This window comes from Pseudoalteromonas sp. (genome assembly GCF_041629635.1).
In the GTDB taxonomy this organism is placed as follows: Bacteria; Pseudomonadota; Gammaproteobacteria; order Enterobacterales; family Alteromonadaceae; genus Pseudoalteromonas.
In genome coordinates this window covers 16,553-41,506 of the sequence record NZ_JBFKMX010000019.1, presented here as the reverse complement: position 1 = coordinate 41,506, position 24,954 = coordinate 16,553, and the positions used below count along the sequence as shown (strand labels likewise).

Here is a 24,954-nt window from a genome sequence, read left to right as displayed (position 1 = left end):
TATTGATCTTGGCTTATCTGCAAAGCAGTTTGACGGTTACGTAGCTGTAAAAGGTGATGACCAAAGCCTAGGTATGAGCGAGGAATCTGTCGATTTCAACGGTTTTATTCCGATGGCTTATGGCGCAGTGCAATTTGGCTTGCCATTTACGGGCTTAAGTGCATTTGCTGAAGGTCAGCTATTATCAATTGGTGATAGCAAAATTCAGGATTACCAAATCGGTGTAGCGTGGGAATTCATCGATAATATGGCGGTGGATGTAGCGATTAAAGCCGGTTATCGTTCAATGTTGTTAGAGCTTGATGATGTTGATGATATCTATACTGATATTGAAGTTGATGGTTTATTTGCTGGTTTGCAAATTCACTTCTAATTCAAAATAGTGACAATTTTGCCAACTTTATTTGTTGGCAAAATTGACTTCAAAACTCTTTTCTAACGCCTTTCTTAAACATTCCAAATACTGATTACTTAGCTTGTTGCTTGTTAAACGAGCCAAGGAAAAACCTGTTTGCGTAAATTTGTAGTACGTTAAAATACATCCTTTACATTTAGCAGTAAGTGTTAAGGTGCCATTGGCAAAACTTAAGCTTTGGCTTTCTCCACTTTCAAACGCTTTTGATTCAATTTCTTGCATATAAATCATTTCAGTATCAATTAATGTCAAAATATCAGGGTAATTAAGGCCTGCATTGCTGAGGTTAACATAGCTTTTTTTATGCGGGTTAAAAAAATTAAACAAGCTGGGTGTAAGGTAGCTGCCGGTAATAATTTGATGAAAGCCATCACTTGAAGATTTTCCGGCACAGCTTGTTGCGAGTTGAAAAATATCGACTTCTTTGGGGGTGATATGTTTTAGTGTGATTAAACTTTTATACGAAAAAGAACCGGGATTAATCACTTCACCAGCGAGTACTTTAGCCCACAATTTTTGAATATTACTGTTGCTGGTATCTTCTGCTAATTCTAGAAAACGCTCTATCCAGTCTGGATCTGGCTCACCTTGAGATGTTACAGGGGGGCAGTAATGCTGTGCCAATTCTAAAATAGATTCGATATTGTTTTGCTTTCTTACTAAGGCGAGTTTACGACGTTTTTGAGCTCGTTGCAGGGTACTTTCAGTGCTGTTGTAATGCGGTATTGGGGTTACTGTTTTTGTTATTGTGTCATTCGCTAAGGGTTTAGGTGTCTGTTCTGAGTTTGAATTAGTTTTATCTACACCTACTTTATTTTTAATTATTTGCGCTAAATGTTGTTGCGCGGTTATTGGCTTGATTGGCATTTTGTTTATCCATTCTTTGACTTTTACAAAGGGAATTTAAGTTTCTTAAGCCCAGGTTAATAGCGTCTTGAGTTTTATATTTATAATATAGTGTAACAATACTACCTATTATCGGCGTATTAATACCACCTTCAATAGACCAAGATATTTGCAAATGCTTGGCAAAAGGTTCAGCTTTAATATGTCCTATATTGGTATGTTGTTCAATCACACTGCTATAAGACATACTTTGTTTGGTTATAGCAGTAACTGTCATTTCGCCAATATTCTCACCACTTTGCCATTTTAAATATGCACCAATCTTATTACTGTTTGCTAGCTCCAGAGTTTGCCATGTTTTTTGATAAGTCGAAAAGGGGACCCATAAATGCCAATTTGAAATATCTAGCACCCACTTTTCAAATTGTGGCGGCTGACAGTGACTGGTAATTGTTTTCGCAATTGTATAGCGGTTGGGCAGCAGTGCACTGGAGATCACCACAAGCAGTGCAACACTAAACAATGTGCGAAAGAAATACTGCATATCACTCCGTCATTTTCATAAAATAGTTTACAAGTCATAGTATTTTTAAAGATTATTATTAATAGTCTATACTAGGTAAGTGACTGATGCTAACGTTGCTTTAGTAACCTATATAACTAGCTAGCTTATGGCGAGTGTTTAACTAATAAGAAAAAATAATTGTGACCAGAGAAAGAGTTCAAAGGTCTTGTGACAACGTAGAGGTTTCATGACACAACCAGCCGAAGAACAGTTTTTATTCTTGAATGAAGATGATAATGAGACCCCCGAGCAATACTCTGGTTTTTGGGATGTTTTAATTGTAGATGATGAACCAGAAGTACATTCGGTGACGCAACTTGCATTGTCAGGGCTTTCTTTTTGGAATAAGCAGCTTAGATTTCACCATGCTTACAGTGGTGAAGAAGCTGTTAATAAACTTGCTGAGATCCCCAATATATCTGTTGTTTTACTCGATGTTGTAATGGAGACGGATGACGCAGGGCTTGTCGCGGTAAAACGCATACGAGAAGAGCTTAATAATTCGCAACTTAGAATTATTCTGCGTACTGGGCAACCAGGATATGCTCCTGAAGAAAATATAATTCGTGAATACGATATCAATGATTACAAAACTAAAACTGAACTCACTCGGGCAAAGTTAGTTACTTCACTTGTCAGTGCACTTCGCTCTTATCAGCAACTATGTGAGTTGTCAGAACATAACACGGGGCTTGAAAAAGTACTTGATGCAGCAAAGTCGATAAATGGTTTAGAAGATCTAAGCGCGTTTGCCTTACAAGTTATAGAACAAATTTCAAAGTTGCTTGCTAGTACTGGTAATGGCGTGATTGTTAGTGCTGAAGGGGGGCGTTCAGCTGTACTTGGCGGCAGTGAAGAGTATAAAAGCACAGTTTGGCAAGGTATTGAACAAATTGACAATAGTCGTGCACTTGGCGTTTTACAACAAGCATTATCGAGTAAAATACATCAAATTTCAGAGCATGACAGTTGCTTTTTTGTGGAAGATGATAAATCACAATTTGCCATTTATCTTGAAACCAAAGAAATGGTGCATGACCAACAAATTAAGTTAATTGAAATCTTTTTACAAAACGTTTCAGTTGCGTTTAAAAATGTGCGTATGCTCAGTGAGTTACGTGATGCAGCCTATAAAGATAAACTCACAAAATTACCAAACCGTAATGATTTTATAAATCAAATAGAGCGTTTTTACTCAGAGAATGCAAACCATTTTACGCTTTACTTTATTGATATTGCTGATTTTTCATCGATAAATAGCGGACTAGGCCAAGATGTTGGAGACCTGCTATTACAAGCCGTTGCTACACGTATTCAAGAAGATGTGATTGGTATTCGTTATTTTGCGCGCATTGGTGCAGATGTGTTTGCAGCGTTAGTTGAGTCGGAAAAAGTAACTCCAGATTCATTAAATCATATTTTATCGCTTCCTTTCCTTGCCGGTGAACATTTGCTCCCTGTGAATTTTCATTTGGGGGTATGTGAGCAGCAATACTTTTATAAGGTTGGCAAAGATACTCTTAAGTCATGCTATATCGCCCTAAATTTAGGCAAAAAACATTCTAGGTTTAATTACGAATATTACCTTCCTGAAATGGAAGAAAAAATGGCATGGCAACTTGGCGTTTTAAAAGAGCTTCGCCACGATTTTAGTGAGCATAAGTTAGAAGTGTGGTATCAGCCTCAAATCTGTTTAAATACACGAAAAGTGATTGGCTGTGAGGCGTTACTACGCTGGCCAAATGAGCAGGGGAGCTTTATTTCTCCAGCGATTTTTGTGCCTTTAGCTGAACAATCTGGGCTGATTTTACCTATAGGTCAGTGGGTGTTAGAACAAGCCTGTAAAACTCAAAAAGAGTTACAAACCTTGGGATTTGATATGCGTGTGGCAGTAAATGTATCTGTGCCACAATTTCGTGACCCTCTATTTGTATCAAAAGTTAAAGAGACTTTAGCAAACTATCATATTTCGCCTAATAGAATAGAGCTTGAAGTAACCGAAAGCATTGTGATGGATGAGCCTGAAATTGTTGTTGAGGCGCTCACAGAGCTAAAAGAGCACGGGTTAGAGATTGCAATTGATGATTTTGGTACAGGATTTTCGTCATTGTCTTACCTTAAAAAACTTCCGCTTAACCGCATTAAAATAGACCGCGCCTTTGTAAAAGATATTCCTGAAGATAGTGGTGCCATTGCTGAGCTGATTGTATCACTAGGTAAAAAGCTTGGTTTAAACACAATAGCTGAAGGAATAGAAAGCGAAGAACAAGCCAGTTGCTTGCAGCTTATGGGATGTGAAGAGGCGCAGGGCTTTATGTTTGCAAAGCCAATGCCATTTGAAGAGCTGAAACAATTCTTGCTGCCTAAAAAATAAACACTAGAGGCGGGCGTTAAACTCAGCTATAATTTGCGGCCATTTTATTCTAGGGGCATTTTATGGCTGCTTTATCAGCAGAGCGTAGTCTTTTTTCATATCCAAAATATTGGGCTGAGTGTTTTGGCCCAGCACCTTTCTTACCAACCTGCAGAGAAGAAATGGATGCCCTTGGTTGGGATTCTTGCGACATCATTATTGTTACGGGTGATGCCTATGTTGATCACCCAAGTTTTGGTATGGCGGTGATAGGCCGAGTACTTGAAGCACAGGGCTTTCGTGTAGGTATTATTGCCCAACCAGATTGGTCATCAAAAGAAGCATTTATGTCGCTAGGCAAGCCGAATTTATTTTACGGTGTAACTGCGGGTAATATGGACTCGATGATCAACCGTTATACCGCAGAAAAGCGTTTACGCCATGATGATGCTTATACGGCCGGTAATGTTGGTGGTAAACGCCCTGACCGCGCGGTGATTGTATATAGCCAGCGTTGTAAAGAAGCCTATAAAGATGTGCCTGTGGTTATCGGTGGTATTGAAGCAAGTTTGCGCCGTATTGCCCACTTCGATTATTGGTCTGAAAAGGTGCGCCGAAGTGTTATTTTCGACGCCAAAGCAGATATCCTCATTTACGGTAATGCAGAAAGGCCTTTAGTTGAAGTGGCACACGGTATTGCTGCGGGTAAAAGCTTGGATGAAATGCATGACATTCGTGGTACTGCGGTTATTCGTAAAGAGCCATTACCCGGCTGGCGCGGTTCAGATTCCACGGCTATTGATAAAATTGGTAAGATAGACCCAATTCCAAATCCTTATGGCGCAGATGACGTAGGTTGTAGTAAATCAGAATTTAAGCAAGCGGGTATTGATCTTGGCGCTGAAGCTCAACCTATTACCATTCAACCGCCGCGTTTAAAACCGTGGGAAAAAGTGTATGTAAAGCTGCCAGCTTATGAGCAGGTAAGTGTAAATAAGCCTTTGTATGCGCATGCGTCACGTATTTTACACCAAGAAACTAACCCAGGTTGTGCCCGCGCACTTTTCCAGCGCCATGGTGACCGTTCTGTTTGGGTCAATCCACCGGCGTTTCCACTTGAAACACAAGAGATGGATGACGTGTTTGGTTTACCGTATCAGCGTGTTCCTCATCCAAGTTATGGCGATGAGAAAATTCCTGCCTACGATATGATCAAAACCTCGGTCAATATTATGCGAGGCTGTTTTGGTGGCTGTTCGTTCTGTTCAATCACTGAGCATGAAGGGCGTATTATTCAAAGTCGCTCTGAGCAATCAATTATTGATGAAATTGAACAGATTCGTGACAAAGTGCCAGGTTTCACTGGCGTAATTTCTGATCTTGGCGGACCAACAGCCAATATGTATAAACTGCGCTGTAAAAGCAAAAAAGCTGAGAGCACTTGCCGTCGTTTATCCTGTGTTTACCCTGATATTTGTAAGCATATGGATACTGACCAAACGCCAACGGTTAACTTGTATCGTAAAGCGCGTGAAGTAAAAGGCATTAAAAAAGTGCTTATTGCGTCAGGTGTGCGTTATGACTTGGCCATTGAAGATCCTAACTATGTTAAAGAGTTAGTGACACACCACGTTGGCGGCTACTTAAAAATTGCCCCAGAACATACCGAAAATGGCCCATTATCTAAGATGATGAAGCCGGGCATGGGCACGTATGATCGCTTTAAAGAACTTTTTGAAAAGTACTCAAAAGAAGCGGGTAAAAAACAGTATTTAATACCGTATTTTATCTCTGCTCACCCAGGTACAACAGATTTGGACATGGTCAATATGGCATTATGGCTAAAACGCCATGATTTCAAATTAGATCAAGTGCAAAACTTTTATCCGTCGCCGATGGCAAATGCCACTACCATTTACCATACCGAGATGAACTCGCTCAAGAACATTAAGAACAACACGGAAGTTGTTAGTGTGCCAAAAGGGGCGCGTCAACGTCGCTTGCATAAAGCGATTTTACGCTATCACGATCCTGCCGGTTGGCCAATGATCCGTGAGGCATTAAAGAAAATGGGCAAGGCGAACCTTATTGGTAATGGTCCTAACTGTTTAGTGCCTTCAGAATCAAGAGATGAGCAGCGTAAGTCTGGTCAGAGTAAAGGTGGTAGGCCTGCACTTTCTCGCCATACGGGTTTTGGTCAGTTTAATAAAGCAAATACAAAACCTAAGGTGGGTGGTAATAAGTCGCGTGGTGGTAAATCAGCTAACTTTAGTAAAGGTAGAAAAAAAGCCAGCTCATAAGAGTTGGCTTTTGAATGTTACTTTACTCAATCGGAATTCCCTTCCTGAAAACAACTATACGGTTTTTAGCTTAAGCTAAACTGAATAACTTAAGCTTAGGTTAAATAACTCAAGTTCAGCTTAAACAAAAAATGGCGAGCTAATAGCTCGCCATTTTAGTATTTAAATTAGATTACTCTTTCTCAAACGGCACGCCATTTTGTATCCATTTTGGTGCTGGCTTACCTTTAAGGTGGTGATCAAAATATTCCATCATACGAATTGAGAAATCCACTTGGTTAGGAAATTTCTTCAGGTGATGTGGTTCACCTTCGTATTGTAAGAAAATCACATCTTTACCTGCACGGCGAAGCGCTAAGTAATATTGAATGCCTTCCTGCCAAGGCACAGCGCCATCTTCATCACCAAACATAATCATAATTGGTGTATTGACTTTATCGGCGAAGAATACCGGTGAGTTTTCAATATATAAATCTAAGCCTTCAAACAAGTCTTTGCCAATGCGGCTTTGTCCAGTTTCGTACTGGAATTGACGTGCAAGGCCTGATTTTAAACGAATGCCGCTGTAAGCACTGGTCATGTTTGATACTGGTGCACCCGATACAACCGCTTTAAACATGTCAGTTTGCGTTACCATAAAGGCACTTTGGTAACCTGCCCATGAGTGACCTTGTAAACCAATTTTGTCTTTGTCAGCCACACCCATATCAATCAGTTTTTGTGCTGCGTTAATCATAGTCTGAGTAGATGATTTACCTGGGTGACCAACTTCAAAACGGATATCAGGTAAGAAGATAGCGTAACCATTTGATGTAAACATTGGGAAATTTGGTCTGTGGTTTAACTCCATTTTCGGGAAGTCATACATGCGTTGGCTCATATAGCGGTAGAAATAAATTACCACAGGCACTTTATCGCCTTTTTTATAGCCTGCAGGTTTAATTAATACGCCTTGTAAATCTTCACCGTCAAAGCCTTTGTATTTTACCAGTTCAGGTTTACTTGCCCATGCAAAATTCTCTTTTTGTGGGTTCAGGTTAGTTAATTTTGTAGCGGTAGAAAGCGATGTGTCGCTTAACCAAAAATCAGGAAATTCATGGTAGCTCTGGCGTGTATAAATTAGCGCATCGGCATTTTTGGCTTTCTTTACTAGGTCAAAACGCGCTTCGCCAGCCAAAACCTGTTCTAGCTGATTGTTTGCTAAATTAAGTTTTACAACGCCGGTTTGTTTATTCTCTAGGTTAAAGCTTGAAAGTAATAAGGTATCGTTTAAATCAAAAGATAGTTTGTTTTTATCTAAGTTTTTAACGCGATAACGTGTTTCGCTCTTATAACCATGAGTTAAACGCGCGCCTTGCTGCGTGTTTACATCAAATGCCCAAATGTCATATTTGTCATATACATAAAGGGTATTACTATCGCTGCTCCAGCCTGCAAAACCATAGCCAGGTTGTTCACTTGGATAATCGTGTTGGTCGTCGCCAAAAGTGGCTCGAATGCCTTTGGTGATAGCGTTAAGCTTGGCGTCTTTAAGAGATTTAAGCTGAACTTGGCCTTTATCAAAGTATGCGGCAAATTTACCATTTGGTGAAAGGGTAGGTCGCTCGCGGGTGTTTTCGCTAATTTTAACGCTGCTACCTGTTTTAGTATCTACCGCATAGTAATCAGCAAAGAAACCATCATACATAATTTTTTGAAGATGCGGCTTATTACTATAACCAAGTAAAAATTGTTTTTCAGTGTGCAGGCTTACATCCGTTACCAGTTCAGTTTCGAGCTGTACGGCTTTACCACTATTTAAATGGAATACTGCTTGGTAATGGCGATTTTTATTCTTTTCATTCCATTGTTGAATTTCGCGCGGCTTAATTTCAGCATCTTTGTGATGCCATACTTTTAAACCTTTTTGGTCACGAATCACATCGTAATCATAAAGGTCGTTTTGCTCTTTATATTTTTTTTGTTCAATTTTTGCTGAGAGTAAAGGGCGAGTCTCAAAATAAAGGCGCTCACCAGTTTCAGACCATTTCAGTTGAGCTGTTTTACCAATAAACCAATTTTCGATAGGTGTATCGATTTGCTTTAACTGATTGCTTTCACTTTGCCATAAGTAAAGTGAATGCTCACGACGGCGTGAATCATCATTAACGTAATTACCTACCGAAAGCGCTAGAACATCATTAACTGGGTGCCATACGAGTTTGTTAGCTACAACGCCGGGCTCGGTAAATAAGCTGCTCGATTCAAAATTTGGTAGGGCAATTTGGCTAATGGCGTTTTTATCGCCTTCTTTGCTTACTTGGCTCACAACAAGCTGCGTGCTACTTGGTGCAATGGCGTAAGAAAGTACGTTTTCAATCGAATGTTTTTGCTCGTTTGTTAAGTTCACAATGTTAAGGGTGTAAACTTTATCTTTTTTATCCGCTTTTAATTTCGCGTCGTTATCGTCTTTGTCTTTTGATTTTTTATCTGCTTTTTTATCACTTTCTGTTTCGTCTTTTTTCTTAACTTCAGTGCGGTAAGCCAGCCAGTTTCCATCATTTGAAATGGCAAAGTCTTCAACACGTTCAAAAGTGATGATCTCACCTGAACTGGTATTTACTAAAGATAAATCATTTTTTAGCTTTTTCTTTTTATCTTTTGATGCACTTTCACTGGCTAGTAAGTCAGGTTTAACGGTAAACGCGACCCATTTCTCATTTTTATTAATAATCGGTGATGTACCTCGCTCAACGCTTGCAAGTAGCGCCTTGTTATTTAGCGTGTAAACCTGTCCTTCGCTGTTACCGCGATAAGGGCTTGCGCTAAATGCGAGTAAATTTCCCTGTTCTGAAAGTTGGGTAGATTTTGCGTATTTAAAATCAAACACGTCTTTAAATTGAAGAGATTCGCTGGCGCTTAATGCAAAACTAGTTGCTAACGCTAAGCTTGAAAGTGTAAACGCGAGTTTCATTAATGATTACCTAGTGCTAATTATTAGCTCTAGTGTAAACAGAAACCAAAAAGAAGAAAGAGAATGCGATAAGTCGCAAAATTGTACGTTGAAGTAAATCGTTTACTTCAACGCGAGGGGATTAGTGCCAAGCTAAGGTGAAAAGTGACCACTGAGCATCAAATTGCGCGGTTGGTTTTGCTTTAAAATCAGAACGCACAAATTGGTTCATTTTACCTTCTACGTAAGCAAGTAAAAGGTTAGCAAGTTGCTCTTCAGCAAGGGTAAAGGTTTTACCTTCGCGTAATTTGCGTTCGCGTAATACTTGCTTTAGTTGCGTTTCTAACTTTTCAAATAAGCTTTGAATGCGCTCACGTAAACGCTCTTGTTCACCTTGCAATGCATCACCAGTAAGAATACGTGTAATACCCGGATTTTTCTCAGCAAAACTAAGAAGAAGCAATAAAATATTATGAATACGGCTGTGGGTGTCTTTTTCTTTTTCTAAGATAATATTGATATTAGAAAGCAGTGCATTTTCAATAAACTCGATTAAGCCTTCAAACATACGTGCTTTGCTAGGAAAATGGCGGTAAAGCGCCGCTTCTGAAACACCTACCTCAGATGCTAGTTTTGCCGTGGTGATACGCTGTCCTGGACTGGTTTCAAGCATTTGCGCAAGTGCTTGTAAGATTTCTTCCTTGCGATTACTACGTTTTGTGGCAGGCATTTTTATCCCTTACTTCTTATCATTATTATCAACCTCAAGAGGCGCTTATCTTAATTACTTCTGATTTTAGATGCCAGTTTTTTTACTTTTTAGCTGCGAGTTTTGACGCGATTTCTTTCAATATTAAATGACTAATTTGTTGTTTTGATTGCAGTGATAAATGGCGTTCACCCTCCGGCCAAAAGAGCGTCATCGCATTGTTTTCACTATTAAAACCAATGCTAGAATCGGACACATCATTAGCGCAAATCATATCGAGATTTTTATTTTTTAGTTTGCCTTTGGCATAGTTTGCAACATCATTTGTTTCGGCAGCAAAGCCTACTGTAAACGGGCGATTTGCTTCAAGCGCTGCAACTGAGGCGATAATGTCAGGGTTTTTGCTGAGCTCAATAGTCATGGTATCGCCCTGTTTTTTTATTTTATTATTTGCAGTTGTCGTTGCCTTGTAATCGGCAACAGCAGCGCAGCCAATAAATACATCTGAATTAACAGCTAACTCCATCGCAGCATCATGCATTTGCTGTGCGCTTTCTACATCAAAACGATTTACTTCACTCGGTGTGGTTAAATTCACTGGGCCACTAATTAGGTTTACATTAGCTCCTAGCGCTTTTGCTGCACGCGCCAGTGAAAACCCCATTTTCCCTGAACTATGATTAGAGATAAAACGCACAGGATCAAGCGCTTCACGAGTTGGACCCGCTGTGATAGTAACGGTTTTACCTGCAAGCAGTGGAGTATCTTCGCGCATTAAACACAACTCAACTAGCTCGTTTGGCTCTAACATACGGCCTTTACCTACATCGCCACAGGCTTGTTCGCCACTGGCAGGTCCCCAAATGGAAACTCCATAATCACTTAATTTTTGTAAGTTTTGCTGGGTTGCAGGGTGGGCGTACATTTGCTGATTCATCGCCGGTGCAATCGCTACTTTAGCCGGTGTCGCGAGTACCAAGGTGGTTAATAGATCGTCGGCCATACCATGTGCCATTTTGGCGATGGTGTTAGCGCTGGCTGGTGCAATTAAAATAAGATCAGCCCATTTAGCAAATTCAATATGGCCCATTGCTGCTTCTGCAGCTGGGTCAAGCAAGGATGTCGAAACGGGGTTTCCTGATACGGCTTGCATGGTAAGCGGGGTTATAAACTGTTGCGCAGAGTCGGTCATTACCACCTTAACTTGCGCGCCATTTTCGGTTAAACGCCTTGTTAATTCAGCACATTTATAAGCAGCAATTCCGCCTGTAATTCCCAATACTATTTTCTTCGACATAATAATTAATGACATTTTTTAAATTAGCTAAACCATACCATTTTCCATAATTTTTGGCGAGGCTGGCTATACTATTAAATGAACACAAATAGCTTAACAAGGACTGTTAAATGCAAATAAACCAAATGCCCCTCGAGGCAAGGCCAAGAGAAAAGTTATTAAATAAAGGTGCATCAAGCTTAACCGATGCCGAGCTACTGGCGATTTTTTTACGTACCGGTATTAAAGGGCTTAATGCCATTGAGTTAGCTGATACATTACTCAAACAACAAGGCTCGCTTGGTCAACTTTTTTCTCTAGAGTGTGATTCATTCTGCCAACAATTGGGACTGGGGCCTGCAAAATATGTACAGTTGCAAGCTGTGCTTGAATTGAGTAAACGATTCTTTGCTGAGCAACTTAAGCGAGAAGCCGTATTTGATTCGCCTTATTCGGTAATCAATTATTTAAAGTGTGAATTACAAAAAGAGCACAAAGAATGTTTTTACTTGCTGTTACTCGATAGCCAAAACCGACTCATTAAATCGATTAATTTATTTCAAGGTACTATCAATGCGGCATCGGTTTACCCAAGAGAGGTTGTTACCACAGTGCTTAAATACAATGCGGCTAATGTGATTTTAGCGCATAACCATCCAAGTGGTATTGCTGAGCCTTCAGAGGCAGATAAATTAATTACAAAGCGACTTTCAGACGCGCTTGGTTTGATTGATGTGAGTATTTTAGATCACATCATAATCGCTGCAGGTAATACTCATTCGTTTGCCGAGCATGGACAAATTTGAAGGGACAAAAATGGGGTTATTAATGCTTTTTTGTAAATAGCTGTTTTTACAGTTATTAATATTATTGAAAATTATTCTCAATAGCATTAAAATTTGTAGTGTAATTAACTTTAAAAGCACTCACTTATTATGTACGTTTGTATTTGTCATGCAGTTACTGAAAAACAGATTAAACAGGCCGTAACCGATGGTATGGATTCTATGCGAGATGTGCGTGGCTGTTTAGGTGTAGGCAGTCAATGTGGTAAATGTGTATGTCATGCAAAAGATGTAATCACACAATCACAGCAAGAATTAACTATTAAAGTAAGTGTTGATTACACCAGCTGCCAAAAAGTAGCTTGATTCAAACTTATAAGATTCCCAAATAAAAAACCGCGTAAATCGCGGTTTTTTAATACTCAAAATAAAGAGTGCTTACTTGTGATAATCCAAGCAAATCTCTACTTCATTTTTTGAACCCATGGTAACAGCAACACGCTGGTGAATTTCTTGCGGTTCAATATCTAAAATACGGTCAAGTCCTGCATATGCAACACCGCCAGCTTGCTCTACTAGCATTGCCATTGGGTTTGCTTCATAAAGTAAGCGCAGCTTAAATGGTTTTTCTGGATTTTTTGTGTCTTCTGGGTAAGTAAATAAACCGCCGCGACATAATAAACGGTGAACATCACCTACCATGCAGGCAATCCAGCGCATATTGAAGTTTTTCTTGCGTGGACCTTCTTCGCCAGCAAGGCAATCAGCAATATAGTTTTGCATTGGTGTTATCCAATGGCGCTGATTTGATGCATTAATTGCGAATTCTTTAGTGTCTTCAGGAATAGCTACTTTATCTTCAGTAAGTAAGAAACTGCCGTGCGTTCTATCTAATGTGAATAAACGCGTACCTTTACCAATGGTGAGCGCCAACATAGTAGATGGACCATACAGTACATAACCTGCAGCCACTTGGTGCTTGCCCGCTTGCATGAAAATGCTTTGATCGTCAGCAGCTTTGTCTTTTGGCGCTTTCATAATTGAGAAGATAGTACCAACTAACGAATTAATATCGGTATTTGATGAACCATCAAGTGGGTCGAATGCAACGATATATTCAGCATCTGGGTTGCCAGCAACAGTATAATCTTCTTCTTCAGATGCGATGGCTTTTACGTAGCCAGACTCAAGTAGAATATCTTTAAGTAACTGGTTCGATAAAACATCAAGTTTCTTTTGCGTTTCACCTTGAATATTTTCATCTAAGGTTGAACCTAAAACACCTGATAATTCACCTTGGCTTACGCGGAATGAAATTTCCTTACAAGCAGCAAGAATCGTTCTGATCAATGATAAAAGATCACGAGGACAGCCGTCTTCGATCAATACTGGTGGAAGTCTACGCATTATATAATCCTGACTATTAGCTTATTGCCACATAAAGTGAGAGGGTGGCAACAGGCAACCTTTCGGTAGCGCTCAGTTAAATTTGTATACAATTGTACATTAGCTTGTGTATCATTTAAGCACCATGCACCATTGATAATGAAATAACAAAGAAAGATGCAAAGATTAGTACAACCATTTCTGCTGATCTGTGCTTTGTTACTGTTAAGTATACCAAAAGCGCAGGCAACCCTGAAACCCATTGATGCATTTACTAATGAAATGAATCGTTACCCGGGTTATTTTACCTTTTATTATGACAATACTTCGGGCAAAGTTTATTTAGAAGTAGATAAATTTAACCAAGCGTTTTTACTACAATTAAGCATGCCTTACGGCTTAGGGTCGAATGATATTGGTCTTGACCGAGGTCAGTTGGGCGACACCAAAATTGTGCAGTTCGAAAAACACGGTAATAAGCTTTTATTAAAGCAAAATAATACTTACTACCGTGCTAACAGCTCAAATGCAGCTGAACAGCAAAGTATTCGTGAAGCATTTGCTTCTAGCGTATTGCACGGTTTTGAAATTAAAGCAGCAAATAACGATAGTGTGTTAATTGATTACACACCTTATTTACTATCGGATGTGCATGGTGTTAGTCGCACGCTTGCAAGCCAGCAACAAGGTAGTTTTAGCCTTGATAAAAGTAAAAGCGCTGTTTACATGCCGCGTTCTAAGTCGTTTGCTAAAAATACTGAGTTAGAAGCGATTGTTAGTTTTAATGGTACAAAGCCGGGTAAATACATAAAACAAGTAGCGCCAGATCCATATGCTATTTCAGTACATTTACATCATTCGTTAATTGAACTACCGGATGATGGTTTTAAACCGCGTAAATTCCATCCGCAATCGGGGTTTTGGAGCGAAGAATACAAAGACTATGCGGCGCCTTTATCAGAGTCGATGTATGTGCGTTATATTCCAAAACATCGCTTAGCGAAAAAAGATCCAACAGCTGAAATTTCCGAAGCCGTTAAACCAATTGTTTACTACCTCGACCCAGGTGTGCCAGATCCGGTAAAAACAGCTTTACTCGATGGTGCAAAATGGTGGCAAGCAGCCTTTGAAGCAGCGGGTTATAAAAATGCGTATCAAGTAAAAATTCTACCTGAAAAAGCCGACCCAATGGATATTCGTTATAACGTGATCCAATGGGTGCACCGTGCAACTCGTGGTTGGTCATATGGTTCAAGTGTTATCGACCCGCGCACAGGTGAAATTATTAAAGGTCATGTAACCCTAGGTTCACTGCGTGTACGCCAAGATATTTTGATTGCAGAAGCACTGGCAGCACCTTATTTAAAAGGTGATGAAAGCGTCGAAAAGCTGCATGCGATGGCGCTTGACCGTATTCGCCAGTTAAGTGCTCATGAAGTAGGTCACACCCTAGGCATTGCGCATAACTTTTCTGCGTCAGTAAAAGACCGCGCATCGGTGATGGATTATCCGCATCCTTTAGTGAGTTTTAATGACGACGGTAGCTTTAACACTGAAAATGGCTATGGCAAAGGCTTAGGTGTGTGGGATATTCAAGTTGTGAAATATGGTTACTCTGATTTTCCGATTTTGACTGAAGCAAAAGAGCTTGAAAAAATCTTAGCGGAAAACAAACGCCTTGGCCTTGAGTTTATTTCCGATAGCGATGCACGCGCTAAAGGCGGCGCACACCCAACAGCACATTTGTGGGATAACGGCGAAAACCCAAGCCAAGAGCTCCACCGAGTGCTTTCTATTCGCGAAAAAGCGATGGCGAAGTTTGGCCTTCATAATATTAAAAATGGTACGGCGCTATCGCAGCTAGAAGAAGTGTTTATTCCACTTTATTTATTCCATCGTTATCAAACAGAAGCTGCGGTTAAATTGATTGCAGGCATTGATTACGATTATGAATTACGTAGTGGTGATACTTTTAAAGGCAACAAGCTTGTTGCTGTAGTTAAGCAAAAAGAAGCACTAAGTGCGCTATTAACAACCTTAGAAGCGGAGCAGTTAGTAGTGCCTGAGCACGTACTTGATGTGATTACACCAAAAGCCTACGGAGAGTACAAAACCCGCGAAAGTCTTACTGGCCGCACTGGTCTTACGCTTGATCCGCTAGCATTACCGGAAGTTTCTGCAAATCATTCACTGTCTTTATTGTTAAATTCACAGCGTCTAAATCGTCTTCATTTCCAAGCGATGCGAGATAATAAACAGTTAAGTGCGCGCAATGTGTTATTTCAACTTTGTGAGCAAGTATTTTTTGATAGCCAAAAACAAGGTATGGCGCACCAAGTATCTCAACGTATTCAAATGGTGACGGCATATTATTTAGTAAATGTAGCGCTTAGTGATAAAACCGACCCAGAGGTACAAGCTGAGTTAGTTGGTCAAATTACCTTTATTGCTAGTAAATATGCACGTACTAACGATAACTTCAAAAAACACATCGCGAGTGTATTAACCAAGTCACTTGAAAATGGAAGCTGGCAGGGTAACTTCAAACCATTACCTATACCACCGGGCTCACCTATTTAACACCTAATTGGTAAGTTATGGCATACTAAGCCCATTAGCAAAATCTAATGGGCTTTTTTATTGAACTGTTAATCTATTTAAAGCTCATATCGAATTTATACGACAAGAATTAACAACAATGCATATTCATATTTTAGGTATTTGCGGCACCTTTATGGGTGGTATCGCAGCTATTGCAAAATCGCTGGGCCATAAAGTTACTGGTTCAGATCAAAACGTTTATCCGCCCATGAGTACTCAACTTGAGTCTTTAGGCATTGAGCTAATTCAAGGTTACGATGTTGCTCAGTTAAAACCACAACCAGATATTGTGGTGATTGGCAATGCTATGAGCCGTGGTAATCCATGCGTTGAATATGTGCTTGAAAATCGTATTCCTTATACGTCGGGCCCAGAATGGTTAAAGCACAATGTACTGCAAGATGCGTGGGTACTAGCGGTGTCGGGCACCCATGGTAAAACTACCACTGCAAGTATGCTTGCATGGGTATTAGAATACGCAGGTCTTGATCCAAGTTTTTTAATTGGTGGTGTAGTACAAAACTTTGGCCTGTCGGCGCGCATAGGTAAAACACCGTTTTTTGTTATTGAAGCTGATGAATATGACACCGCGTTTTTTGATAAGCGCAGTAAGTTTGTACACTACTTACCACGTACTTTAATTCTCAATAACCTTGAATTTGACCACGCTGATATATTTGAAAATTTAGCGGCAATTCAAAAGCAGTTCCATCACTTATTACGTATCGTACCTGGGCAAGGTAAAGTGATTTGGCCAAGCGATGATGTGAATATTCAGCAAGTTATCGAAAAAGGTTGTTGGAGTGAGCAAGAGCAACTTGGCAATTACTGGGATTATCAACTTATAAATGCAGATGGTAGTGAGTTTGATGTACTGCTTGGTGGCGATATCGTTGGGCGCGTGAGTTGGCAAGCAATTGGCGAGCACAACGTTAAAAACGCTTTAATGACGATTGCAGCCGCGCGTCATGTGGGTATTCCTGTTGAAACATCAATTGCGGCGCTGGCTGAGTTTATTTCACCAAAGCGCCGTATGGAATTAAAAGGCGAGGTTGCGGGCATTAAGCTCTACGATGATTTTGCCCATCATCCTACTGCTATTAAAACAACCTTAGCAGGGCTCAGAGCAAAAGTGGGCCAAGCGCGTATTTTTGCCGTATTAGAACCACGTTCCAATACAATGAAAATGGGCGTGCATCAAAATACATTATTAGCGTCACTCGAAAATGCCGACGATGTGATTTTATTTGAGCCAGAGAACCTAAGCTGGTCACTCAAAGACGCTGCCAATAAGGCTGGCGCTCTATGTTTTAACAGCACAGACGAGATCATTAAAACGCTACTTGAAAAAGCAACGGCCGGCGACCATATATTGGTAATGAGTAACGGTGGCTTTGAAAATATTCATAATCGTATTTTAGATGCGCTCGCCAACAAATAGGCTTTTTATGACGCAAAACCATGAATTTAATGAAACCATTACCGTTGCACTTAGCGGTGCTTCAGGCATGCCGTATGGTTTAAAATTAATTGAAACGCTAATTTCGTTAAATCACCAAGTATTTGTTTTGGTATCAAGCGCAGCCCGCGTGGTGCTTGATACGGAATCAGACGTAAAACTGTCGGGCAACGAAGAAAAGGCAACGGAGCAACTATCTAGCTTATTCAATGCCAAGCCAAATCAGCTTAAAGCATTTGGCAAAGATAACTGGTTTAGCCCTGTAGCGTCGGGTAGTGCTGCACCTAAAAAGATGATTGTCTGCCCGTGTAGCGCAGGTACAATATCGGCGATTAGTCATGGCGCATCTGACAACTTATTAGAGCGTGCAGCAGATGTAGTGATTAAAGAGAAAGGTCAATTAATGCTGGTGGTGCGCGAAACACCGCTTAGCGCAATTCACCTTGAAAATATGCATAAGCTAGCGCAACTAGGTGTAACCATTATGCCTGCGGCACCTGGGTTTTATCATAATCCAAGCTCAATTGATGACTTGGTTAACTTTATGGTGGCGCGCATTTTAGATCATTTATCTATTGAGCATACGTTAGCTAAACGTTGGGGCTACGGCTGCTAATTAATCCATCCAAAATTGGAACGCAAAACACAATGACAAAAGCTCTCGAAATTGTTGGTTTAGAAAAAACCTACAGTAACGGTGTTCAAGCTGTTAAAGGAATTGATTTAACGGTCGAAAAAGGCGACTTTTTTGCGCTGTTAGGTGCTAATGGTGCTGGCAAATCGACCACAATTGGCGTGATTTCTTCGCTTGTAAATAAAACCAAAGGCACTGTAAAAGTATTTGGTCATGATATTGATACTGACCTTGGTAAGGCTAAAACTAATTTAGGGTTAGTACCACAGGAATTTAACTTTAGCCAGTTTGAAACACTTAACCAAATTCTTGTTAACCAAGCGGGTTACTATGGCGTGCCACGCACAGAGGCGCACAAGCGTGCTGATGAATTACTGGCACAGCTTGGTCTTGCTGATAAAAAAGATAAGCAAGCTCGTACCTTATCAGGTGGTATGAAACGCCGTTTAATGATTGCACGTGCGTTAATGCATAAACCACAGTTGCTGATTTTAGATGAACCTACCGCCGGTGTAGATATTGAGCTGCGCCGTTCGATGTGGGAATTCTTAAAAGAGATAAACTTGCAAGGCGTTACCATTATTCTCACTACTCATTACCTTGAAGAAGCGGAAATGTTGTGTAAAAACATTGCGATTATCGATAAAGGTCAAATTATTGAAAACACCAATATGAAGTCACTATTGGCAAAGCTTGATAAAGAAACCTTTATTCTTGATTTAAAGCAGCCAACATCGGCATTCTCACTTGATGGTTACACAACTCGTCAAATTGACGACCATACCATCGAAGTAGATGTGGAAAAATCACAAGGGTTAAATGGTGTATTTGATGCATTAAGTACATCCGGTAATACGGTATTAAGTATGCGTAATAAAGCGAATCGATTAGAAGAGCTGTTTGTTGCAATTGTAGAAAAGGGGCGCGAACAATAATGAGTAATCAATTTACCGCTTTAAAAACCATCTGGATCAAAGAGTGTATTCGTTTTACCCGTATCTGGGTGCAAACACTTGTGCCGCCTGCAATTACCATGTCACTGTACTTTGTTATTTTTGGTAATTTAATTGGTTCGCGCATTGGTGATATGGCTGGCTTTAACTATATGGAGTTTATTGTACCGGGTCTGATCATGATGTCGGTGATTACTAACTCTTATTCAAATGTGGCGTCGAGTTTTTACTCAACAAAATTCCAGAAGAGCATAGAAGAGTTGTTGGTTTCGCCTGTGCCAACTTACATTATTGTACTCGGTTACATGGGCGGCGGTATGGCGCGCGGCCTATGTGTTGGTATTATTGTTACGATTTTGTCGCTATTTTTTGTTGATATTCAAATTCACAATATTGCCGTTATTTTTGCTACTGTATTACTCACCGCAGCTGTATTTGCTCTTGGCGGTTTAATTAATGCTGTTTACGCAAATAGTTTTGATGACATCAGCATTATCCCCACCTTTGTTTTAACGCCGTTAACTTATTTGGGTGGTGTATTCTATTCAATTACTTTACTCCCTGATTTTTGGCAAGGTGTATCTCAATTTAATCCGATTATTTATATGGTGAATGCTTTCCGTTACGGTTTCTTAGGTGTTTCGGATGTGGATATTACAGTGGCATTTGCGGTGATAGTGGCGTTTATTAGCATTTTATTTGCAATTGCTTATCGGTTAATTGATAAAGGAGTTGGCATTCGCCACTGATAGAAATATGTCTGACGCAAATTCAAGAAGTATTAGCTCGAATCAACACGGGCTAAATGAAAAGTTAGAAGAAGTGGTGCGCAAGCATCTAAGTACTGAATTTAAAAAGCCGATTGCTGCACATACGCAAGCTGCTTTTGATGAAGTAAACGAAAAGGTACAAAGTTTTAACGGGCCGATTATTCTCGATTCGTGCTGTGGTGTGGGCGAGAGCACGGCTAATCTTGCACGACAGCACCCTGAAGCATTAGTAATAGGTATTGATAAGTCGGCGCACCGTATTGAAAAACACGATGTCGAATACAAACAAACTGAAAATGGCCAGTACTTGTTAGTGCGCGCTGATTTAAATGACTTTTGGCGCTTGGTAGTTGAACATCAATGGCAAGTGACACACCATTATTTGCTGTATCCAAACCCTTGGCCGAAAGCGAAGCATCTCGGTAGGCGCTGGCATGGTGCTCCCGTATTTCCTTATATAGTGAAAATTGGCGGTCAACTTGAAGTGAGGAGTAATTGGCAAACGTATGTAGATGAGTTCGCCTTTGCTTTAGGCTTAGCTGGCGTGGATGTGTCTGTTGCGCCTTACAGTGCAGATACTGCAATTACCCCATTTGAGCGTAAATATTGGGCCAGTGGCCAACAAAGCCACCGGCTGCAAATCGATCTTAACTCGCTTTAGCTGATAACTCTTGTTCCACTTGAGCCAGTGCTTGAGCTGGCTCAGCAAAATAATAGCCCTGCATATAATTTATGCCTGCTTGGGCTAACTTATCTACTACTAATTTGTTTTCAACGCCTTCTGCAATTAGCGTTAAACCTACTTTTTTAGCAAAGCTGGCAATATGTTGTATAAACAAGAAGATTTCTTCATCTTTCACTATTTGCGATACCAATGAACTATCAATTTTAATACCATCTACTTCCAGCTTAAGAATATTCGAAATATTTGAGTAGCCTGTTCCAAAGTCGTCGATAAATACTTTGGCGCCATGGCGTTTTACCATAGAGATAAAGCTTTTGACTTCATTAAAGTTAGCAACAGCTTCGGTTTCTATTAGCTCAAATGTGATTTTTTGTGGCGTTGGGTAGCGTTTTAACTCATCATCAAAAAAGGCTGCAAGGCTCGGGTCTAGCATATCTTGTGCGGTAAGATTCATACTCCAACATAAATCGGTTTTGCGAAAACGCATAACACAGTCGAGGAATATCATGCGAGTTAGTTGTCCATCCATGCGACTGCGATTAACTACAGAAAGAAAATAGTTAGGTTCATAGAGAGTGTCCTTCATCTTAATGCGAGCAAGCCCCTCGTACATTAGAATTTCATTGCCATCGGTTGAAAAAATTGGTTGAAAATAAGCATGAACTTGTGCTGTTTTGAATGCTTCACGTACATCTTTAGCAATTTTAATATTGTGTTGATATTGATGTTTAATGGTGTTCATCGCATCGGAATAAAATACAATCAGCTCTCGAGAGCGCTTGGCTTGCTCTACGGCAATGCGTGCATTTTCAATTAACAATGTTTTATTACCTGAAGCAATGCCAGCACACAGTGTCACGTAAATAAATGGATCGCATAAAATAGGTGTATTTTTATTTAAATTTTCAATCTGCCTAACAAACTCGTGATTATTAATATGAGTTGTTAACAGTGCAATTTTATTACTTGATAAACGATACAATGAACACTCATTACTTTTTAGCTTATCTAATCTGGTCAGTAGTTTATGCATTACAGTATCGCCGATATGCGAGCCATAAAAACCGATAATTTCTTCTAAGTCACTAACCAGAATAATTGCAAGTTGCATGTGCAGTTGTGGTGTTTGATGAAGTTTACGCTCCAAGGCAATATGGTTAGCAAAGCCTGTAGCTGGGTCACGCGTTAAATTTTGTTTTAGCAGGTAAATATAAAGCGCACCCACTAATATGGCGATAAAAAAGAAAAAACAAGCAGTGATAACTGCTTGCGTTACACTGGCTGTGAGTTGCTCGTTTAAATCGGTTACAGTGATATCTGCACCAGTTAAATAAGTGCGGCCATCAGCAGATTGGAATGGTAAAAAAATGCTACGAAAGTGTCCCCATTGGTCCTCACTGTGTTCAAATACGGGGCCTGTTGAGTAAAACGCTTTTATATTTGATTCAGTCGCCTCAGGGTATAAGTCATAAAAATAAGTTAGTTTATCGTTTTTGATATCGTTGTTGGTATAACTCGATGCTGAAAAATAAACTTGATCCCCTTCGAGTATCATAGCGTAAACATATTCAAGCTCTAACTGCATTGCAAACTCAGAGAGTTGTTTACTTTTTTTCAAGTAGCTTTTTGCATCGATATGTTTAGGACCCGTGATGTTATTATGATAATCTTCACCAAGGATAAATTTCACACTTTGTGCAGCATTTAAAAGCCTAGCATCGACATTGTTTATAATGTCATTGTAGGTGTGTGAGTAAATGTAGTAGATATAGCCACAGAGACTGGCTACAAAAAGAAAACTGACTAATAATATCCAGCGAATTCCTTTATTCGAATAATACATGCAAATCCTTGCTTTAACTAATTTTTGCCGCAATTGAAAAATACTGCTTTACTGTATAGCGAGCAAAGGGGTATGTTATTTTGTACCTAATTTTAGTAAATATACCTATTTTTTTACAGCAGAAGTTTGAGATATTGTGCAAATTGCGAGACTTTTTCTTGTAATTGAAGTAGAGTTGACCACCTTTTTTTATGAATATGTTTGAACACTTTTTGGGTAAAGTGAGTAGTATGGTTGATGAAACACGTCAAACAGTGCGCCCAGCAATAGCGTCTGAAGAAAGCTTAATGCGGATTTTTACGGTGCCAGAAGCGCCGGGCTCGACTTTGGCTAAAATTGAGCAAGAAATTTCGAGTAATTTGGCTGGTTTTCTTAACGAAAATATAGCAGCTGTTGAAAAACCATTGCACGAAATCGAAAAAGACTTTCAATCAGCTATTATCCCTGAAGAGCCAAGGTTTGTTTCTGAGCATGCGCAAGAATTGATGGAAAAACTGGTTGCCCATTCAGTCCATACTTCTGCACCGAGTTTTATTGGTCATATGACCTCAGCGTTACCGCATTTTGTTTTACCTCTGTCTAAATTGATGGTGGGGTTAAACCAAAATCTGGTAAAGATTGAAACATCAAAAGCTTTTACACCATTAGAACGTCAAGTATTAGGCATGATGCACCATATGGTTTATGGCAAAGATGAAGCCTTCTACCGTAAATGGATGCACAATGCGAAAAATGCACTTGGTGCATTTTGTTCAGGTGGTACCGTAGCTAATATTTCTGCTCTTTGGGTTGCACGTAATAAACTGCTTAAACCTGATGGTGACTTTAATGGCATAAACAGCGATGGGTTAGTCGCTGCTATGATGCATTATGGTTACAAAGGGTTAGCTATTTTGGTTTCAGAGCGTGGACATTACTCATTAGGAAAAGCTGCTGACGTGCTTGGTATTGGTCGCAGTAATATCATCTCTATTGAAACAGACCAAAATAACCGTGTTGATGTTGCTAAAATGCGTGAAAAAGCTAAAGAATTAGCTGAAAAGGGTATTAAGGTAATGGCAATTGTTGGTGTTGCTGGTACAACTGAGACTGGCAATATTGACCCACTAAATGAAATGGCTGATTTAGCTAAAGAGGTTGATTGTCATTTCCATATCGATGCTGCTTGGGGCGGTGCAACATTACTATCAAACAATGCCCGTACCTTGCTCGCAGGTTGTGAACGAGCAGATTCAATTACTATTGATGCACATAAACAAATGTATGTACCAATGGGGGCCGGCATTGTGCTTTTCAAAGAGCCTGATACCGTAAATGTAGTCGAACATCATGCTGAATATATATTGCGTAAAGGTTCAAAGGATTTAGGTTCACATACCCTTGAGGGCAGTCGTCCAGGCATGGCGATGTTAGTGCACGCATGTTTATCAATTATTGGCCGTAAAGGCTACGAAATGTTAATTGATAAAAGCTTAGAAAAAGCACGCTACTTTGCAGAACTTATTAAGCAAACAGATGATTTTGAGCTGGTTACCGAACCAGAGCTTTGTTTATTAACTTACCGTTATGTACCTGAAAAGATTAAAGAAGTACTTAATGTTGCGGATGAACAAACTAAGTTGGATATATATGCTGCTTTAAACCGATTTACAGCAAGTATGCAAAAACGTCAGCGTGAAGCGGGCCGTTCGTTTGTTTCTCGTACCCGTTTAACGCCATATCAATACGATAATTTACCAACCGTAGTATTTCGTGTGGTGCTTGCAAATCCACTGACATCAAATCAAATTTTGCACGATATATTAGCAGAACAGCGTCAATTAGCTGAGAAAGATCCTATTTTTAAGAAATATCTAGCAAAATATTTATAACAAGAACCTTGCTTTTATAAAGTAATGGGAGCGAATGCCCCCATTTATTTAAGCTTCGGTTTCAATATCCACGATTAAATCGGAAGTGATAGATTCAAGTGCTTCTATCACGTCATCTTTACTTAAGCCGGAAGGCAGTTCAACACGAGCTTCGGCATTAAATAAAGGGACTCCCCAATTGGGAGCACTTTGTTGTTTGGAGGTGAAGTGCACAATTGATGCACCCTTATGGCGAAGTACACTTGAAAGCTCTTGTACTATGCCCGGCCTATCATTACTGGTTATTATGAAATTAAGAAGTTGATTTGAATCGGTTACCTCTTCTTTACCCGCTTCAATCTTAACTTCTAAATCAGGAATCGCATGGATTGCACTTTCAAGTTCTGATAAGTGTTCTTCTGCAACCTCTAACTGTAAGATACCGGCAAAATGCCCGCATAAGTGACTTAAATTACTGGCAAGCCAGTTACCATGGTTTGCCAGAACTGCTGAGGATAGTTCATCGACTAGACCCGAGCGGTCAGGACCAATAATTGTTAATACTAACTGCTTCATATACTTGTCTCTTAAT

At 39.9% G+C, this 24,954-nt stretch carries 20 protein-coding genes; 12 read left to right on the top strand and 8 right to left on the bottom strand.

Annotation, left to right across the window (positions count from 1 at the left end):
• The coding region (locus ABYD77_RS04920) for a TIGR04219 family outer membrane beta-barrel protein (protein WP_372767576.1) at positions 1–373 on the top strand (373 nt) is incomplete at its 5' end.
• Between the two features lie 27 nt (positions 374–400).
• On the opposite strand, the gene ABYD77_RS04915 is transcribed toward ABYD77_RS04920, so the two are convergent.
• Together ABYD77_RS04915 and ABYD77_RS04910 are read right to left on the bottom strand one after the other, a co-directional pair.
• Positions 401–1,282 (bottom strand): TIGR03899 family protein, encoded by an 882-nt coding sequence (locus ABYD77_RS04915; protein WP_372767574.1) that lies wholly within the window; start codon positions 1,280–1,282, stop codon positions 401–403.
• Positions 1,233–1,805, bottom strand: coding sequence for a hypothetical protein (locus ABYD77_RS04910; RefSeq protein ID WP_372767572.1), 573 nt, complete (start codon positions 1,803–1,805; stop codon positions 1,233–1,235). The genes ABYD77_RS04915 and ABYD77_RS04910 overlap by 50 nt, the downstream gene beginning before the upstream one ends.
• 208 nt (positions 1,806–2,013) lie before the next feature.
• Here ABYD77_RS04910 and ABYD77_RS04905 point away from each other — a divergent pair, with 208 nt between their 5' ends.
• Positions 2,014–4,200, top strand: coding sequence for an EAL domain-containing protein (locus tag ABYD77_RS04905; RefSeq protein ID WP_372767570.1), 2,187 nt, complete (start codon positions 2,014–2,016; stop codon positions 4,198–4,200).
• Between the two features lie 62 nt (positions 4,201–4,262).
• The gene (locus tag ABYD77_RS04900; RefSeq protein WP_372767568.1) at positions 4,263–6,479 is read left to right on the top strand and encodes a YgiQ family radical SAM protein; all 2,217 of its coding nucleotides are present in this window, start codon (positions 4,263–4,265) and stop codon (positions 6,477–6,479) included.
• Between the two features lie 172 nt (positions 6,480–6,651).
• On the opposite strand, the gene ABYD77_RS04895 is transcribed toward ABYD77_RS04900, so the two are convergent.
• The 3 genes from ABYD77_RS04895 to coaBC form a co-directional block, all read right to left on the bottom strand.
• Positions 6,652–9,432, bottom strand: coding sequence for a prolyl oligopeptidase family serine peptidase (locus ABYD77_RS04895; protein ID WP_372767566.1), 2,781 nt, complete (start codon positions 9,430–9,432; stop codon positions 6,652–6,654).
• A 121-nt stretch (positions 9,433–9,553) separates the two neighbouring features.
• Positions 9,554–10,141 carry a nucleoid occlusion factor SlmA gene (gene slmA, locus ABYD77_RS04890; protein WP_372767564.1) on the bottom strand — a complete coding sequence of 196 codons (588 nt, stop codon included), beginning with the start codon at positions 10,139–10,141 and terminating at the stop codon, positions 9,554–9,556.
• 82 nt (positions 10,142–10,223) lie between these two features.
• Complete coding sequence (coaBC, locus tag ABYD77_RS04885) at positions 10,224–11,432, bottom strand: bifunctional phosphopantothenoylcysteine decarboxylase/phosphopantothenate--cysteine ligase CoaBC (RefSeq protein ID WP_372767562.1); 1,209 nt, start codon at positions 11,430–11,432, stop codon at positions 10,224–10,226.
• Between the two features lie 95 nt (positions 11,433–11,527).
• Between coaBC and radC the strand changes: the two genes are divergently transcribed.
• Both radC and ABYD77_RS04875 read left to right on the top strand, forming a co-directional pair.
• Positions 11,528–12,202, top strand: coding sequence for a DNA repair protein RadC (gene radC / locus ABYD77_RS04880; protein ID WP_372767560.1), 675 nt, complete (start codon positions 11,528–11,530; stop codon positions 12,200–12,202).
• A gap of 129 nt (positions 12,203–12,331) precedes the next feature.
• Positions 12,332–12,547, top strand: coding sequence for a bacterioferritin-associated ferredoxin (locus ABYD77_RS04875; RefSeq protein ID WP_372767558.1), 216 nt, complete (start codon positions 12,332–12,334; stop codon positions 12,545–12,547).
• 72 nt (positions 12,548–12,619) lie between these two features.
• Here ABYD77_RS04875 and ABYD77_RS04870 read toward each other — a convergent pair whose 3' ends face one another.
• Positions 12,620–13,588, bottom strand: coding sequence for a class 1 fructose-bisphosphatase (locus tag ABYD77_RS04870; RefSeq protein ID WP_372767556.1), 969 nt, complete (start codon positions 13,586–13,588; stop codon positions 12,620–12,622).
• Between the two features lie 156 nt (positions 13,589–13,744).
• Between ABYD77_RS04870 and ABYD77_RS04865 the strand changes: the two genes are divergently transcribed.
• From ABYD77_RS04865 to ABYD77_RS04840, 6 genes are all read left to right on the top strand, one after another.
• Entirely contained in the window at positions 13,745–16,147 is a 2,403-nt protein-coding gene (locus ABYD77_RS04865) for a zinc-dependent metalloprotease (protein ID WP_372767554.1), read from the top strand.
• A 118-nt stretch (positions 16,148–16,265) separates the two neighbouring features.
• Positions 16,266–17,609 (top strand): UDP-N-acetylmuramate:L-alanyl-gamma-D-glutamyl-meso-diaminopimelate ligase, encoded by a 1,344-nt coding sequence (gene mpl, locus ABYD77_RS04860; protein ID WP_372767552.1) that lies wholly within the window; start codon positions 16,266–16,268, stop codon positions 17,607–17,609.
• Positions 17,610–17,616: 7 nt separating this feature from the next.
• Complete coding sequence (locus ABYD77_RS04855; RefSeq protein WP_372767550.1) at positions 17,617–18,243, top strand: flavin prenyltransferase UbiX; 627 nt, start codon at positions 17,617–17,619, stop codon at positions 18,241–18,243.
• Positions 18,244–18,275: 32 nt separating this feature from the next.
• Positions 18,276–19,196 carry an ABC transporter ATP-binding protein gene (locus ABYD77_RS04850; protein ID WP_372767548.1) on the top strand — a complete coding sequence of 307 codons (921 nt, stop codon included), beginning with the start codon at positions 18,276–18,278 and terminating at the stop codon, positions 19,194–19,196.
• On the top strand, positions 19,196–19,963 hold the full coding sequence (locus ABYD77_RS04845; protein ID WP_372767546.1) for an ABC transporter permease: 768 nt from the start codon (positions 19,196–19,198) through the stop codon (positions 19,961–19,963). The genes ABYD77_RS04850 and ABYD77_RS04845 overlap by 1 nt, the downstream gene beginning before the upstream one ends.
• Before the next feature lie 7 nt (positions 19,964–19,970).
• Complete coding sequence (locus tag ABYD77_RS04840; RefSeq protein ID WP_372767544.1) at positions 19,971–20,645, top strand: tRNA (guanosine(46)-N(7))-methyltransferase TrmB; 675 nt, start codon at positions 19,971–19,973, stop codon at positions 20,643–20,645.
• On the opposite strand, the gene ABYD77_RS04835 is transcribed toward ABYD77_RS04840, so the two are convergent.
• Positions 20,632–22,512, bottom strand: a complete 1,881-nt coding sequence (locus ABYD77_RS04835; RefSeq protein WP_372767542.1) for an EAL domain-containing protein — start codon at positions 22,510–22,512, stop codon at positions 20,632–20,634. The two genes, ABYD77_RS04840 and ABYD77_RS04835, sit on opposite strands and share 14 nt — an antisense overlap.
• Positions 22,513–22,742: 230 nt before the next feature.
• Between ABYD77_RS04835 and panP the strand changes: the two genes are divergently transcribed.
• Entirely contained in the window at positions 22,743–24,383 is a 1,641-nt protein-coding gene (gene panP / locus ABYD77_RS04830; protein WP_372767540.1) for a pyridoxal-dependent aspartate 1-decarboxylase PanP, read from the top strand.
• 48 nt (positions 24,384–24,431) lie between these two features.
• Here panP and ABYD77_RS04825 read toward each other — a convergent pair whose 3' ends face one another.
• Positions 24,432–24,938: a glycine cleavage system protein R gene (locus ABYD77_RS04825; RefSeq protein WP_372767538.1), complete on the bottom strand. Its 507-nt coding sequence runs from the start codon at positions 24,936–24,938 to the stop codon at positions 24,432–24,434.
• Between the last annotated feature and the right edge of the window lie 16 nt (positions 24,939–24,954).

Coding starts and splice junctions, on each gene's coding strand:
- ABYD77_RS04900 (WP_372767568.1), top strand. CDS start 4,263: ATGGCTGCTTTATCAGCAGAGCGTAGTCTTTTTTCATATCCAAAATAT.
- coaBC (WP_372767562.1), bottom strand. CDS start 11,432: ATGTCATTAATTATTATGTCGAAGAAAATAGTATTGGGAATTACAGGC.
- ABYD77_RS04865 (WP_372767554.1), top strand. CDS start 13,745: ATGCAAAGATTAGTACAACCATTTCTGCTGATCTGTGCTTTGTTACTG.
- ABYD77_RS04915 (WP_372767574.1), bottom strand. CDS start 1,282: ATGCCAATCAAGCCAATAACCGCGCAACAACATTTAGCGCAAATAATT.
- panP (WP_372767540.1), top strand. CDS start 22,743: ATGGTTGATGAAACACGTCAAACAGTGCGCCCAGCAATAGCGTCTGAA.
- ABYD77_RS04825 (WP_372767538.1), bottom strand. CDS start 24,938: ATGAAGCAGTTAGTATTAACAATTATTGGTCCTGACCGCTCGGGTCTA.
- radC (WP_372767560.1), top strand. CDS start 11,528: ATGCAAATAAACCAAATGCCCCTCGAGGCAAGGCCAAGAGAAAAGTTA.
- ABYD77_RS04875 (WP_372767558.1), top strand. CDS start 12,332: ATGTACGTTTGTATTTGTCATGCAGTTACTGAAAAACAGATTAAACAG.
- ABYD77_RS04895 (WP_372767566.1), bottom strand. CDS start 9,432: ATGAAACTCGCGTTTACACTTTCAAGCTTAGCGTTAGCAACTAGTTTT.
- slmA (WP_372767564.1), bottom strand. CDS start 10,141: ATGCCTGCCACAAAACGTAGTAATCGCAAGGAAGAAATCTTACAAGCA.
- ABYD77_RS04855 (WP_372767550.1), top strand. CDS start 17,617: ATGACGCAAAACCATGAATTTAATGAAACCATTACCGTTGCACTTAGC.
- mpl (WP_372767552.1), top strand. CDS start 16,266: ATGCATATTCATATTTTAGGTATTTGCGGCACCTTTATGGGTGGTATC.
- ABYD77_RS04905 (WP_372767570.1), top strand. CDS start 2,014: ATGACACAACCAGCCGAAGAACAGTTTTTATTCTTGAATGAAGATGAT.
- ABYD77_RS04835 (WP_372767542.1), bottom strand. CDS start 22,512: ATGTATTATTCGAATAAAGGAATTCGCTGGATATTATTAGTCAGTTTT.
- ABYD77_RS04870 (WP_372767556.1), bottom strand. CDS start 13,588: ATGCGTAGACTTCCACCAGTATTGATCGAAGACGGCTGTCCTCGTGAT.
- ABYD77_RS04840 (WP_372767544.1), top strand. CDS start 19,971: ATGTCTGACGCAAATTCAAGAAGTATTAGCTCGAATCAACACGGGCTA.
- ABYD77_RS04910 (WP_372767572.1), bottom strand. CDS start 1,805: ATGCAGTATTTCTTTCGCACATTGTTTAGTGTTGCACTGCTTGTGGTG.
- ABYD77_RS04850 (WP_372767548.1), top strand. CDS start 18,276: ATGACAAAAGCTCTCGAAATTGTTGGTTTAGAAAAAACCTACAGTAAC.
- ABYD77_RS04845 (WP_372767546.1), top strand. CDS start 19,196: ATGAGTAATCAATTTACCGCTTTAAAAACCATCTGGATCAAAGAGTGT.